This is a genomic window from Flavobacterium aquidurense (assembly GCF_002217195.1).
Lineage (GTDB): Bacteria > Bacteroidota > Bacteroidia > Flavobacteriales > Flavobacteriaceae > Flavobacterium > Flavobacterium frigidimaris.
On sequence record NZ_MUGR01000025.1, the window covers coordinates 24,913 to 40,126 of the forward strand.

Here is a 15,214-nt window from a genome sequence, read left to right on the forward strand (position 1 = left end):
CATTTTACATTTTACATTTTACATTTTACATTTATTGGTGATTCTTAAGCCACTCTAATCTGCGTTGATCCGGCAAATGTGTTACTTTGAAATTTTCGAATTTTACCTCAAAACCTTTTCCGTCCGGTGATGCCGCCATCAAACCTACCATAACCGGAGTATTGTCCTGCAACGGTGCATTTCTGGTCATGATGTAGTTTTTATCGTCATACGAAAAGAAGACCTCAACAGCATCTAATCTTCTCACTACTTTGATCCATACAAATGGCGGTGCTTTTTCTAAAGTAGTCACACTCCAGTCGCTTTTATCGTGCGTAACAACAGTGCTTATATTAAATTTTCCGTCAACAAATTCGACTCCTGTTTTAATGTAGTTTTTCTCGTCGATACGGAGCATTAATCCCATTTGGTCAAAACGGGCAATGTAGTTACCGGTTAATTTTACTTTGGCTTCAAATTCTCCTCCATAAGTGGTATAATAAAACGGTGCATCATCAACCGTAAACCCGTAATGTGAAATACGCCAATAGTCACTATTTGCGGTAACATTCATAATTAAGGCATTGTTTTTAATTTCCCATTTTTCAGGTTCGTTAAACCATTGCATTTTATTGAGGCTTTGCGCCGAAAGGTTCTGCGTTAAAAATAAAACCATCGCACTCAGTACAATTTCTTTCATTTAAATTAATTTAAAAATTAATATTTTATTTTGAACCATTAAGAGATTGAGCTTTTGGCATAAATATTTTTAATTCAACACAACGCTTAATGAAACTTAATATCTTAATGGTAAAATCCTTTTTTTAGGCTTAGCAAACACAAGACTTCTTTTTTTACCATCTCTTAATGGCAAAAAGTATGTTATAAAAGTAAAGCTGCAACTTTTTACACTTGCAGCTTTACAAACCAACCAATTTAGAAATAATGAAATTATTTAAGTGAGAATCCCACTTTAGATTTTATATCTGTCGAAGACGCTCCAACGATCGCTTCAAAAGCTCCCGGTTCAGCAACCCAGTCGTGTTTTTTATCATCAAAAAAGCTCAATGCTGCTTTATCTACTGTAAAAGTTACTGTTTTTTCTTCTCCGGCTTTTAGCGCTATTTTCTCAAATCCTTTTAGTTCTTTTATCGGACGTGGTAATGAGGATTTCAAATCGCTGATATAAAGCTGTACTACCTCTGAACCTTCTCTTGATCCTGTATTTTTAACTTTTACAGAGAATGTAATCTGATCTCCAACAGCCATTTGTTTTTTGTCAGCGGTTACTTTTCCGTATGCAAAAGTGGTATAGCTTAAACCGTGTCCAAAAGAGAATAATGGTTTTGCTTTTTGTTTGTCAGCCCAACGGTATCCAACAAAAATACTTTCGTTGTATTTTACTTCGTCTCCACCAGGAAATTCTCCTAATGCATGAGCTCCGTTATCTGCTAATTTTACAGGGAAAGTAAAAGATAATTTTCCGGAAGGATTTACATCTCCAACCAAAACATTCGCTAAAGCGTTTCCTGCTTCTGTACCTAAAAACCAACCTTGTACAATTCCCGGAACTTCTTTTACCCATGGCATAGCCACAGCATTTCCTGAGATATTTACGAAAACTACATTTTTATTTACTTTAACTAAATCACTAATTAATTTATCCTGACCGTATGGCAAACCTAGTTCTTTACGATCGTGTCCTTCAGCATCCTGATTATCACTTTTATTCAAACCTCCAATAAAAAGAACAATATCAGCGTCTTTCGCTATTTTTAAGGCCTCAGCGGTTAATTCTGCAGGAGAACGTTTGTCTTCTAAACTTACTTTTGCCACTACTCCATTATAGTTACTTGTTGGGTCTCCAACATAACCACGAGCGTAAACGATTTCAGCCTGATTTCCTATTCTTTTCTTTAACCCTTCAAGCGGTGTAATTTCGTATCTTGCTTTAAGCGAAGAACTTCCTCCTCCAACAGTCATCATTTTGATGGCATTTTCTCCAATAACAGCGATTTTCTTTGTTTTAGAAAGATTGATCGGTAAAATATTATTGTTGTTCTGAAGCAGTACAATTCCTTCTTCGGCTATTTTACGGCCAGCATCTGCATGCTCTTGTGTTCCAAAAGAACCAAAAGGTCTGTTTCTGTCCATTGTAGTCAAGAAAGACAAACGTAAAATACGACGTACTTTTTCGTCCAGTTCTTTAGTTCCAACCTGACCTCTGGCGATCATATTCGAATATGGTTTTGCTAAATAATAACTGTCATAAGCGTTGCTTGCACCTTCTGTAAGTCCGTTTGTCCAGGAACCAAACTCCATGTCTAAACCGTTATGAATGGCTTGTTTTGTATCATTAACTCCACCCCAATCTGACACTACAACACCTTTGAACCCCCATTCTCCGCGAAGAATATCATTCAATAAAAATTCGTTGTGGCAACATTGCTGTCCTTTGTATTTGTTGTATGAACCCATAATTGCCCATGCATCACCTTCCTGAACGGCAGCCTTAAAAGCCGGCAAATATATTTCGTACAAGGCACGATCATCAACGATTACGTTTACAGAATTACGTTTTGTTTCCTGATTGTTTAAAGCGAAATGTTTTACGCAGGCGGCCACTCCATTTGCTTGTACACCTTTAATATAAGGAACAACCATTTTTGAAGCCAAGAAAGGATCTTCTCCCATATATTCGAAGTTACGACCGTTTAATGGTGTTCTGTAGATATTAACTCCAGGTCCTAACAATACATTTTTGTTGCGGTAACGAGCTTCTTCTCCAATAGATTTACCATATAATGAAGACAACTCTTTGTTCCAGGTGGCAGAAAGTGCAGTTAATGCCGGAAATGCGATACAAGAGTCATTTGTCCAGCCTGCCTGATCCCACTCGTCCCATAAAACTTCAGTACGAATTCCGTGTGGTCCGTCAGTCATCCAGTTTTCAGGAATTCCCAAACGTGGTACACCAGGTGAACTGAATTTAGACTGCGCATGAATCATGGCAATTTTTTCATCGATTGTCATTCTTTTCAGCGCATCTTCCACACGCTCACTAATTGGCTTTTTATCATCCAGATAAACAGGAACTTTATTCTGTGCACTCACACCGATCGAGCTCAGCAAAAGTAAAACAACAATTGTTTTAACGTTTTTAAACATAACTATTAATTTATTAAGGCATTTTATACAATATAAAAGGTATCGTAAAATCATACAACCCTTTTAATAATACTGTAAAGCTAAAACGTTATAGTTCGTTTTGAATTTTTAAACGAAAAAAAGTAGTGAAATAAAAAACCAAACGATTGATTTTCAGTTAAATAATCAAAAAATACAGATAAAAAAAGTAGTGATTTTAAAATAAAAATTTAGATTTTCAAAGAAATTAAACCAATTTTCATGACCATTTCTTCAAAATCATTTCGCGAAACTGCCGCTTTATTTCTTGCTCTGGTACGATAATTATAAATTGTACTTAAAGAGTAACGAAGGAAGGCAGCAATTTTTACACTGTCATTAATTCCTAACCTGATCAAGGCAAAAATGCGAAGTTCTGTGTTGAGTAATTCTCCCTGTTTTAAAACGATTTGCTCTTCCTTTATTAAAAGTGCATTGAAGTCTTTTACAAATGTTGGATATAAATTCAGAAAGATAATATCAAAGTTCTTATACAATTCTTCGAGTTCATTATCTACCAAAGTAGTTGATTTTAGCATTTTATAGATTTCATCAAACTGCTTTGCATTTGCCTTTTTATTTAAAATAATGCGATAATTTTCTAACTTATTGATGTAGGTGGAACAAAGGCTGAAAAAATGTGCTATATATTCTTCCTTGATATGATTGGATTCTGATAATTGTGCATTACGTTCGTGCAGCTGATTGTTGGTTTCTGTAATGTCTTTGTTTAGTTCTGCTAATTTTTGACTGGTTTCATAAAGTTCTCCTCGTATTCTGGATACTTTTTTCATTTGTTTGTACACATAAATAATGGCAACAATCAAAAATACCGAAAGCAGACTGATACACAAAAGATACAATTGCAATTCGGTTTTTCGCTGCGCTTCTCTCTCCAGATACACCGTATTAATGATCGAATATACCTGCGACATTAAAAGCGTACGAAACTGAACGTTACAATAAAGCGCATCTTCAACAGCTGATTGTGTTAGTTTATACGCCATATCGACATCGCCAATTTCGTAAAAAACCTGTGCTAATTCCTGAAGTGATGCATTGTCTTTGTTGGCGTTTTTTAAATCTGAAGTAGCCGAAAGCGCATAAAATTTCTTTCTGGATTCTAATTGATGTGTTGCCTCATAAATACTGCCTAAAAGATAGGTAATCATAGCGTATTGCGGATTATCTTCTTTGATATGATCAAATAATTGCAATAATTGCTTTTCAGCAACAGCAAGTTTTTTTTGAGATATAACTTGCTGAATCTTCGTAATTTGATAATTGAGTGTATTGGGTTCTAAAACAGTCAATAAGGAATCGCGATATTTTCTTATCTGCTGAATGTATTTTACATCATAGCTATTGGCGGCATAATGCTCAAAAAACTCGCGATACGCTACATAATAATTTTGCAGTAAAGATTTTGATAACATCTTTGTATCAATGCTTTTTAAAAGAGCTTCAGATTCACGGTATTTCCCCGAAGAAGAATAAAGTGTCGCCAATTGCAGATTTGCCAGATTTAACAGCGCTATGTTCTGAAGTTCGGTCGCAATCTTCAAATTCTTTTTTACATAAAAAATGGCCGAATCTGAATTGAATTTTTGATATTCTGTATATAAAGTCTTGTTGTAATTGTACTCTTGTTCTTTGGTTAAATCATCAGACTTGATTTTTTTGAAATTTAAAATACGTTCTTCCTTAAGCCGAACATAATGTTCTTTATTTCTTAGAGCGTCATTTAGCTTAGATAAAATAGTATCCGTATTGTCCGCTGAATATGCGGGACCAACTAAAAGAACGAGAATAAAAAACAAAAGATAATTTTTCAAAACAATTACAGCTATAATGAGACCTACAAATATAAGAAAGTGTGAATACAAAAATGAATTATTTACTAAGTCGCAAATTTTGAATTTCGTAACAAAAATTAAGAAAAAAAGACTTTATTAAAAAAATAAACACATTTACACGAATAGGATTTTGTAAATTTGATTGTGCTCAGTTTCTCTAATCTAAACTATATACCATGCCTCATTTTATTATTGATTGCTCAGAAAATGTAATTCGGTTAAAATCTGCAGATGACATTATGCAGGATGTTTTTAATGCAGCATTATCAACCGGTCTTTTTGATGAATCTGAGATTAAGGTTCGTATTAATCCGTTTTCGTATTATAACAACGGAAATTCCCTAAAAGATTTCATTCATGTTTTCGGATATATTATGGAAGGCCGAAGTACAGATCAAAAAGCACATCTTTCGAAAGTAATTGTTTCTAAACTGAATAGAGTACTTCCTGAAGTTCCGGTAATTTCGATTAATATAAAAGACTTTGAGAAGGCAAGTTATTTTAATAAAACAATGATTTAAAAAATAACAACTGCTGTTTTCCATAAGCAGTAACTAATTTATTGCCACAGATTAAAAGAATTAGAAAGGTTTTTTTTTGTTTGGAAATTACCCCAATCATTGTCATCCAACTTTCCTCGGGATGACAAAAATGTGGAAAATGCTTGGGGTAAAAGCTTTGTCAAAGTTTAAAACTTTGACAAAGCCCAAAAGATCTATACTCTTCACTTTCCACTTTTCACTTTCCACTTTTCACTTTTCACTTTTCACTTTTCACTTTTCACTTTTCACTCTTCACTTTTCACTCTTCACTTTTCACTCTTCACTCTTCACTCTTCACTTTTCACTCTATTTAACCGCAATCGGTGCTGCCAGACAACTTTCCGGAATATCAAAAGCATTGACTAGCGAAACGGCGTCCGGACGTATGTCCCAACAAAGCTGGTTGACCATTTTACGGATTGCTTTTGTTTTTACGGCTTCCATATAACCGTCTTCAAGATACCAGGCTTTATTTTTTTCTATCTGCGAAAGTGCATACAAATGATTCAGTTTTGTTAATATCTCTTTTGATTTTATGTCTTCGACTTCCTTAATTGCCAACTGAAATTGCTCCAGAACAACTCTCTCCAGATAAGCCTGAGCGACATCGATCATTTGATGCTGCACAACATTAAAGGCATCGTAAGGTTCTAAACCGCCATCGACCAGTTTTTTGATACGTCGTGCCGCTGATGCGAGAATTGTTTTTTCTCTATGAATAAAAGCCTGCAAATGAAACTCTTCATCTAATAAATGCTCATCGTCTGTTTTGCGGGTTGCAATTGGATTTTTTTCTGTAATGGCTGTTTTGGCGTTTTCGTACACATAACTAATAATGCCTGCAGCTCCCATTTCGCCAAACGCTTTTCTGAATTCAGACAGACGATTTTTGGCAACCAACTGCATCAAAACAGTATTATCACCTTCAAAAGTGGTGTATATTTCAGTATCATTTTTTAAAGCATCAATTCTGTTTTCAGACAGATATCCTTTTCCGCCAATAGCTTCACGGCATTCCTGCAGAATATCTCTTGTACTCCAGGTCGAATAGGATTTCATTCCAGCCGCCAAAGCTTCAATTTCCTGCATTTCTGCTTCGGTTTTATTTAGAAAACGATTCGTCAGGTATTGCAAAGCAAAATGAACGGCGTAGGTTTTTGCCAATGGTGGAATTAATCTTCTTTGGTGCATTCTGTAATTTAAAATCGGAACTTCAGATCCGCCTTCCGGGCCAAATTGTCTGCGTTGATCGCTATAGCGGATCGCTATTGTTAATCCGGATTTGGCTGCAGCCAAAGCAGAACGCGGAATCCCGATTCGCCCTCCAACCAAAGTGCCTAACATGGTAAAGAAACGTCTGTTATCACTCGGAATCGGACTTTCGAATTCACCTTTATCATTTACAGAAGCAAAACGGTCCAGCATATTTTCTTTCGGAATCACTACATTATCAAAACTAATCGTTCCGTTATCCACTCCGTTTAATCCCATTTTATGTCCGCAATCCCCAATCTTAATTCCGTTTAACGTATTTCCATTTGTATCCCTTAGCGGAACGATAAAAGCATTTACGCCATAATCGTGGCCTTCTATAATAAGTTTAGCAAAAACAGTCGCCATTTGTCCGTGAACAGCGGCATTACCAATATATTCCTTTTGCGCATTTTTGTTTGGAGTATGAATCGTAAAGGTCTGATCGTTGTGATTGTAAGTTGCTGTAGTTTCAAGCCCTTTTACATTTGAACCATGATGTGTTTCTGTCATCGCAAAACATCCCGGAATTTTTAGCGAACCAATATCTTTCAGGTATTTGGCATAATGTTTTTCAGTTCCTAACGACTGAACGCTCATTCCCCAAAGTCCAAACTGAACACCAAATTTTATTACCAGACTTAAATCGTGATAACTCAAGGTTTCCATAATCGCAAAATAATCGGCTATGTTTTCTCCTCCGCCATGTTGTTTTGGATACGCCATATTACCCAGATTTTCATCGGCTAATATTTTGCACCAATGATACACAGTTTGGCGATATACATTGATATCAGTCGAAGTTTCATAAGCAAATTCAGGTCTCGAAATAACTGATTTTACTTTGTTGATTATAGCCGCTTCTTTACCATTTAGAATGGCTGTTATTTTTTGAATATCAAAATCAGTATTGGTTTGGGAGTTTGCCGTAAAAGAACCGGCTTTTGTTTTAAAATTCTGAAGCGCTTCTTCGCCTAAAATTCCGAGATCATTCTCTAATTTTATAAAACTGGATTGCAAGGTCGAAATGTCGATGTCTTTTTCTGATAGTGCTACCGCAATATCAAAAATTGATTTTATGTCTTCTTTATTCTGAATGCTTTTTTCGATATCTAGTTTCCATTGCGTGAGTTCACTTCGCGAAGGCGGATTCGAGATATCTAATCTTGAAAGAAGCAGTTGTTTTTCTTCGGGCGAAAGCCAGCTTAAGTCACTGATAAATTTCTGAATGGTGGCAAACTCTTTCTGAGTCAGTAAATCATCAGACCACACTAAATAAAATAACGGTATAAAGGCTTGAAGTTTGGTATTTTTCATATAAATAGTTGTTCAGTTTGTTTTTGTTTTTTGCCAATCCCGATAGTTCCCGGGGTCACAGATTAAAAGTTTTTTTTTAGTCACGAATTCACTAATTTTTTCAATTCATTTACACAATCATTCGTGACTTCGCGGCTATTTTTTTTAAGACACAGAAACTAATCTTTAATCTATACAATCTGTGGCATTTTTTTTCATTCTTTTTATTGCATAAAAAAGCAATAAATGAAAATAGTCATTCTTAATTAAATATCCTGTTAAGATTGTGGTAATTTTAATTCTAAGTAGTGAAAGAGAAAAAAAGTCTGCAATGAATTGTACTAATTTTCAGGAATTAATGATTACAATGTATTTCTATAGCATCTGTAAATTAATTTCTATGCTTTAATAATAGCCACGAATAATAGTGGCAAATGGATTAAAAAAATCGGAAAAATGAGTGCAGTTCGCAGCAAACATATTTATAACAAAAAACAGGAACGAAGCTAATCATTCCTGTTTTACAATATCCTAAAGATTCCGGTAATTTATATTTTAAAAACCACTAAAAAATATAAAAAACATATTATTTAGAATCTTTGGATAGTATGGCGAACTTTTGCTTCATTGCAAAAATATGATGTGAATTAAAAACCAAAACTGCCAGAAAAACAATTCCGTAGGCTATGATCTGGATCAGTCCAAATTGCTCTTTGTATAAAAACATAGCCAAAAGAAAAGCGATCATCGGGTTAATATTCAAAAGCATTCCAACAGTCGAAGAATTGATTCCTGAAAGTGCGTATAAATTAAGGAATAAAGGAAAGATAGTAAACAGAATGGCAATGGTTTCGATACAGAAATAAAATTTAAACTCTGTTGGAACCGGCCCGCTGTACGATGGAAAAAAAGGCAATAAGAACAAAGCGATCAAAGTAATATGAAACGTCAGGACTAAAAATTTATCGAACCCTTTATTGACTCTCTGGCTTACTAAATAACAAGCATAAGAAAGACCTATAATGATACTGAAAAACATATCTGTAATATTTGCATAAGACAAAAGCATGCATCCGGAAATACTTAATCCAACCGCGATCCATTGTGTTTTACTTAATTTTTCGTGCAAAATAAAATAAGCCAGTAATGTGGTTAAAATCGGGCAAACCAAATACGCCAAAGAAGTGGCTTTTACGCTTACATGGTTCATCACATAGATAAACGTAAACCAGTTTGTCATGATAAAAAGACTGCCTCCAATATTCAATAAAACAGTTTTGCGTTTTTCAGCTGTTGTCAATCCTTTAAAGGTTGCAATCGCTTCTTTTATTCTTTTTCTTTTAAAAGTAAAAGCAATAAGCAACATTAGCGCACTACAGCTAAACACACGATAAAATAAAATATCTAAAGAAGCATACTCATGTATTGGTTTTAAAACCAAACTGAAAAATCCCCAGATTACAAAACAGGTGATGGCAGCTATGTAGTATTTTGTTGTTTTCACGACTATTGTTTTTGATTTTCTTATTCAAAGCAAATTTCTAAAAAATAAAATAGCAATACAGATACAGTTTTAGTAAATTGCACCATAACAGTTTTTTTTTCTAAGTTGTCAGGATTCTAAATGACCAATTGAATTACAACTGACAATATCTCCCGATAATTATCAGGATTTATTAAAAACCAAATATTATCTTTCTATGAAAAACTCGAATTACTTGTATCTGCAGTTTGCTGACCGAATCGAAAAGCAAATAAAATCAGGGGTTTTGAATGTTGGCGATAAACTTCCTTCGATCCGTGAAGTCTGCGCTGAAACAGGTTATAGCATGAGTACGGTAAGTAAAGCGTATTACGAAATTGAAAGCCGGTCTCTGATTGAATCCCGACCACAATCTGGTTATTATGTGAGTAATATTTCGGCTAGAACAATTCCTGAACCTTCACCAAGTAGTCCTGTTTTAAAATGTATCAATATTGACAGAGAGGACTTGATCGATCAGGTTTATGGCAATATGACTGATCCTAATATTACGATGCTTTCTTTGGGTTTTCCTTCAAATGAACTTCTTCCTATTGCCAAATTAAACAAAGGAATGGTTCAGGCTATGCGAGAACTCCCTAATAGCGGAACGAGTTATGAGCAGGTAAAAGGCAATCCGAATTTGAGACGCGAAATTGCCAGATGGTCCTTTACCTGGGGAGGATCACTAACAGAAGAAGATATTATAACAATGCCGGGCTGCACAAGTGCAATATCACATTGCTTAATGACATTGACTAAGCCCGGCGATACAATTATTACAGAAAGCCCTGCTTATTTTGGGATTTTGCAATTGGCCAAATCATTAGGATTGTATATCATGGAACTGCCTACTAATATGACTACGGGAATAGAGTTAGAGGCGCTAAAAAAAGCACTTTCGTCTAAAAAGGTGAAACTTTGTTTACTGATGAGCAATTTTAGTAATCCATCCGGAAGTATGATGCCTGCTGAACATAAAATAGAAGTTGTGAGACTAATGGAGTTTTATAATATTCCGTTGATTGAAGATGATATTCATGGTGATTTGTACTTTGGCTCTAGCCGACCAACAAATTGCAAGACGTATGATGAAAGCGGAATCGTACTTTGCTGCAGTTCTGTTTCTAAAACACTGGCTCCGGGATATCGCGTGGGCTGGGTTTCGCCGGGAAAATTCAAAAAACAAATATTGCGAAATAAAATTTACCATTCGCTCTCCTCACCCACTATCACGCATCAGGTTGTGGGGGATTTTCTTAAAAACGGGCGATATGAAAATCATCTTAGAAAAATACGCCAGATCTTAAATCATAATTGCAATAATTATATCAATACTGTCCTGGAATCTTTCCCAAAAGGAACAAAAGTGAGTCAGCCTCAGGGTGGTTTTTTCCTTTGGATCGAACTTGATAAAAGTATTGATACAGCGGCGTTCTATCATCTGGCAATGCAGCACCATATTAGTATTGCGCCGGGAAGAATCTTTTCTTTTCAGGATCAGTTTTCTAATTGTATGCGCCTGAGTTTTGGTTTACCGTGGACTAATGAATTAAGGGAATCCATACAAATTTTAGGACGATTGCTTCACAGATGATCTAAAACTCATTCAGTGAAAAAGCCAGACAATGCTTTTAAAGGCACTGTCCGGCTAACAAATTGAAACCAAAATCAATTTAAATTATAAAACAAAGTAAGCGTTGTTTTCCGCTTTTTTAAATTCGGGTTTAAGATCGAATTCTTTGATAATGTCAAATTCGCTTTGATACTCGTTCAACATCTGCATTAAATTCTTTTCGATTGTATTCGAAATAGTCGTTACAGGAGTATCTGTTGGTCTGTTTTCGAATGGATCCTGTAAATGGATTGCCATTTTTTCGATCAGAAAAAACATTCCTGCAATTACTGTAATCAACGGAATGGCAAACCAGCTCAACAAACTAATCAAACCAAAAGGCAATAGCAAAATAAACAAACACAATGTCATTCTGATATACATACTATAGGTTGTTGGAAAAATAGTGTTTTTAATACGCTCACATTTTCCCATTGCATCACACAATCTGGTTAACGTTTTATCAATTTCTACTTGCTGATAAGCATTTAGCCGTTTGTCTTTTCTGGCAATTCTAAGATCTCTGGCGTGCAGCAATAATATTGCGTTTGGAATATTCTGATGATTTTTTACAAAATTCACTTCTTCTTCACTAATCAAATCTTTGATTGGTTTTATAGCATCTTTGTTACGCAAAGCCTGACCTAAACTGTAACACCATGCGATTTGTCTTTTAGTAAAATTTTCTTTGAACTCATTTGCTTCTACAGAAAATTCAGGATCTTTATAAAAAGTCAGCATTTGTCTCACTAACGTTCTCGATTCATTGACAATCGATCCCCAAATAATTCTCGCTTCCCACCATCTGTCGTATGCCTGATTAGATTTGAAAGCTAATAATAAGGATATAATTGTACCTACCATTGTAGGTATTGCAATTGGAATATCAACGGAAACATTGATAAAATAATGATGAAAAATTTCAAATAATATAGTGTATGCCATTACCAAGCCTAATTCTACTTTAATTTTTCCGAGAACGTACTTCATTGGAATTCTTTTCTTTAATAACATATTTTTCGGTTTAAAAATTAAACTTGTCTTTTTTTAGCAGGAATTAGTTTTTAAACCAATTCTTCATACAGCGATAAGACCGGAAGTCCCAGCTTGTCGTTTACATTTTCTTTCTTCGTTTTTTTGAATTTGATTTTTTCTCCTTTACGGGTTTCTACCAATAAATCGATGTCGTATTTTGAAATTGCCTCTGTTAAGTAAGGAGCAAATTTTTCGTAGTTGTCATCGAAATTAGACGTTTGGCTTACAATTTCGAATGAAAAGTTGTCATTCAAAAATTGCTGAACATCTTTGACATGCATATTCGCATGCGCGTTTTCGATATAAAGTGCTTTATTGAAATCTTCTTTGAATCGCTCTGAACCTAAATGTAGAATTGGACATTTTTGATTTCCCGCCAATTGCACAAGGTATTGGTGAATTCTTTTTGTTTCTTGTTTATAAGAATGGGTAAGAATTACTAATTTTACCGAGAAAACATCAATAATGTGTTTGAAAATCGGAGAAGAAAGTCCGTATTGATTGTGTATTTTTATTTTACAATTTGGAGTATGTTCGATAATATATCGACATGTTTCAAGTACTATTTCCTGACTGGCGGTTAGTCCGGTGCGCATTTCGCGTAAATAGCTTGATGATGAAAAAGTATCTGGAGCATCTGAAACCATCATTAAAATGATTTCACAACCTGATGATTTTGATTGTTTTACTGCAGATTTTACAGCACTAATAGTATCATCTTTTAAAGTCGTAGGTATTAGGAAATTTTTCATATGTATAATCGTTTAGTTTATACATACAAAATAACTTCACCAAAATTAGAGGGGTCTTAATATAAAATTAGATCTTTCTAAGAATCAACATTAGAATTTTTAATATTGATCTTCTTTATTTTCGACTTTTTAAAAATAATAGTTACAATTGTTCCTTTATTCTGCTCTGACTGCACTTGTATTTCACCATCGTGCATGCGGATAATTTTTGAGGCCAAAGGAAGCCCTAGACCATAACCTATATATTTAGTCGCAATTTTGCCTCTAAAAAATGGTTCGTATAAATGCGGAATATCTTCTGGCGGAATACCGATACCGATATCATTAATGGCAATTTTAATCATTTCCTGATTGGCTGAAAGCGTTACGAACACTTCATTATTATCAGAATATTTGACACCGTTTGTAATAATATTATTGATTGCAAGCTCTAAAAGGGGTTTATTACAAGGAATTAAAAGTAAATTAGAATCGTTTGGAGCGAAGTTAAGTTTTATACTCACCCGATTGTCCGGATAAATTTTGTCCAGATCCGATTTTACGTCCATTAACAATTCATCGATTCTGGCAATGTCCAGTACCTGTTTCTTGCCATCGTAACCTGTTTGGGTTAACTTTAATAAACTTTCTGTCAGATTTCCTAATTTGGATGCCTGCCCGTAAATATTCTCTAATGACTGAATGTATTCCGGAACTTCTCTTTCTTTAAGAAGCATAATTTCAGACTCGGCAATAATCGTTGTTATTGGCGTTTTTAGTTCGTGAGAAGCATTGTTGATGAAATTAGCCTGAATTTCGAAAGAAGTTTCCAAACGATCCAGCATATCATTAAAAGTTTCTGTCAGATCTGAAATTTCATCTGAGTTTTTTACTTCCGGCAATCTGTTATGAAGATTAGAAGCACTGATTCTGTTTACTTCTTTGGTAATTCGGGCAACCGGATTAATTACACGTTTCGCCAGGAAACGTCCCAAAAAGAAAGCAAGAAACACAAAACCTATACCTCCAAAAAGCATGATTTTTACGATATAAATTGTTGTTGTTGGACCTTTTTGATCGCGGGCACCAACAATTACAATATATCTCTGCCCATTCTCTGTAAAAACCTGACCTAAATAATACTTGTTATTTATCTCAAAAAAGTCTTCACCCGTTTTTAGAACATTGGTATAAAACTCATTTGGTAAATTTAAATTTGTATTATAATCAAAACTGTTGGCGCTGTTTATTTTAAGGACAAACTCTTCTTCTTCGATAAGTTCTTCAAGACCGTTTTTTTTCAGGTTTTTATAATACTTGATTTTTTCAGGATCTTTTTGAAAATGAATTGAAGCCACAATTTTAGCCCTGTCTTCTAATCGTTTAAGAAAATGGTACCGGTTGTTTTCCTGAAATAAGACAAAAACGACAATACACAATAACAGTGTACTAAACGTAGAAAGTGCTACATATGTAAAAGTAATTTTTTTTCTTATATCCATTTTATGGCTTTATGACATAACCTAAACCTTTCATGGTATGAATAAGTTTGGTTTCAAAAGGTTTATCTATTTTTTTTCTTAAATACGTAATATAAACATCCACAACATTGGTATTCATATCAAAATTAATATCCCAGACATTATCCAGAATCTGATCACGGGAAACGATTCGTCCGCTATTTTTAGCCAGGTAATATAGTAATTTAAATTCTTTTGCCGTTAAAACTATAGATTCGCCATCTCTTTTTACTGTTTTAGCGCGTGCATTAATCTCTAAATCGCCTACTGTTATGCTATCAATTCTTTCTGTATCCTGATGCGCTCTTCGATGCAAAGCATTGACTCTCGCATCCAGTTCTCCAAATTTAAAAGGCTTAACCAAATAATCGTCCGCACCTGCATTAAGTCCGGTTACAATATTTTCTGAAGTTCCCAGTGCTGTCAAAAGCAAGACCGGAACAAAATTCTTGCCGGCACGTAATCTTCTGCAGATTTCAATTCCGTTAATATCAGGTAACATTACGTCTAGGATGACAACGTCAAAATTATAATTATGGAGCATTTCAAGAGCAGTTTTGCCATCCATTGCTACACTAACTTCATTATTGTTTTCAGCAAATCCTTTTCGTAAAATCGATAAAAGATTTGGTTCATCTTCAACTATAAGTAATTTCATATTATTAATTGGATTAATAACAA

The 15,214-nt window shown here is 34.6% G+C and carries 11 protein-coding genes; 2 read left to right on the plus strand and 9 right to left on the minus strand.

What is annotated here, in order from left to right; translation table 11 throughout:
- Positions 1–31: 31 nt before the first annotated feature.
- From B0A67_RS13560 to B0A67_RS13570, 3 genes are all read right to left on the minus strand, one after another.
- Complete coding sequence (locus B0A67_RS13560) at positions 32–679, minus strand: DUF1349 domain-containing protein (protein ID WP_072964049.1); 648 nt, start codon at positions 677–679, stop codon at positions 32–34.
- A 251-nt stretch (positions 680–930) separates the two neighbouring features.
- Complete coding sequence (locus B0A67_RS13565) at positions 931–3,147, minus strand: glycoside hydrolase family 3 C-terminal domain-containing protein (protein ID WP_072964047.1); 2,217 nt, start codon at positions 3,145–3,147, stop codon at positions 931–933.
- 209 nt (positions 3,148–3,356) lie between these two features.
- Positions 3,357–4,985, minus strand: a complete 1,629-nt coding sequence (locus B0A67_RS13570; RefSeq protein ID WP_242670962.1) for a DUF6377 domain-containing protein — start codon at positions 4,983–4,985, stop codon at positions 3,357–3,359.
- A gap of 212 nt (positions 4,986–5,197) precedes the next feature.
- Here B0A67_RS13570 and B0A67_RS13575 point away from each other — a divergent pair, with 212 nt between their 5' ends.
- Positions 5,198–5,542, plus strand: coding sequence for a 5-carboxymethyl-2-hydroxymuconate Delta-isomerase (locus tag B0A67_RS13575; RefSeq protein ID WP_072964043.1), 345 nt, complete (start codon positions 5,198–5,200; stop codon positions 5,540–5,542).
- Between the two features lie 327 nt (positions 5,543–5,869).
- On the opposite strand, the gene B0A67_RS13580 is transcribed toward B0A67_RS13575, so the two are convergent.
- Entirely contained in the window at positions 5,870–8,131 is a 2,262-nt protein-coding gene (locus B0A67_RS13580; RefSeq protein WP_072964042.1) for an acyl-CoA dehydrogenase family protein, read from the minus strand.
- A gap of 565 nt (positions 8,132–8,696) precedes the next feature.
- Positions 8,697–9,614: an EamA family transporter gene (locus B0A67_RS13585; RefSeq protein WP_072964040.1), complete on the minus strand. Its 918-nt coding sequence runs from the start codon at positions 9,612–9,614 to the stop codon at positions 8,697–8,699.
- A gap of 196 nt (positions 9,615–9,810) precedes the next feature.
- Here B0A67_RS13585 and B0A67_RS13590 point away from each other — a divergent pair, with 196 nt between their 5' ends.
- Positions 9,811–11,229: an aminotransferase-like domain-containing protein gene (locus B0A67_RS13590; protein WP_072964038.1), complete on the plus strand. Its 1,419-nt coding sequence runs from the start codon at positions 9,811–9,813 to the stop codon at positions 11,227–11,229.
- Between the two features lie 84 nt (positions 11,230–11,313).
- Here the strand turns inward: B0A67_RS13590 and B0A67_RS13595 are convergent, their stop codons facing one another.
- The 4 genes from B0A67_RS13595 to B0A67_RS13610 form a co-directional block, all read right to left on the minus strand.
- A complete protein-coding gene (locus tag B0A67_RS13595; protein WP_072964036.1) occupies positions 11,314–12,261 on the minus strand; it encodes a bestrophin family protein in 948 nt (315 codons plus the stop codon).
- A gap of 50 nt (positions 12,262–12,311) precedes the next feature.
- Positions 12,312–13,034, minus strand: a complete 723-nt coding sequence (locus tag B0A67_RS13600) for a hypothetical protein (RefSeq protein ID WP_072964034.1) — start codon at positions 13,032–13,034, stop codon at positions 12,312–12,314.
- A 77-nt stretch (positions 13,035–13,111) separates the two neighbouring features.
- Positions 13,112–14,515 (minus strand): sensor histidine kinase, encoded by a 1,404-nt coding sequence (locus tag B0A67_RS13605; RefSeq protein ID WP_072964032.1) that lies wholly within the window; start codon positions 14,513–14,515, stop codon positions 13,112–13,114.
- A gap of 1 nt (position 14,516) precedes the next feature.
- Positions 14,517–15,191, minus strand: a complete 675-nt coding sequence (locus B0A67_RS13610) for a response regulator transcription factor (RefSeq protein WP_072964030.1) — start codon at positions 15,189–15,191, stop codon at positions 14,517–14,519.
- Positions 15,192–15,214 lie beyond the last annotated feature (23 nt).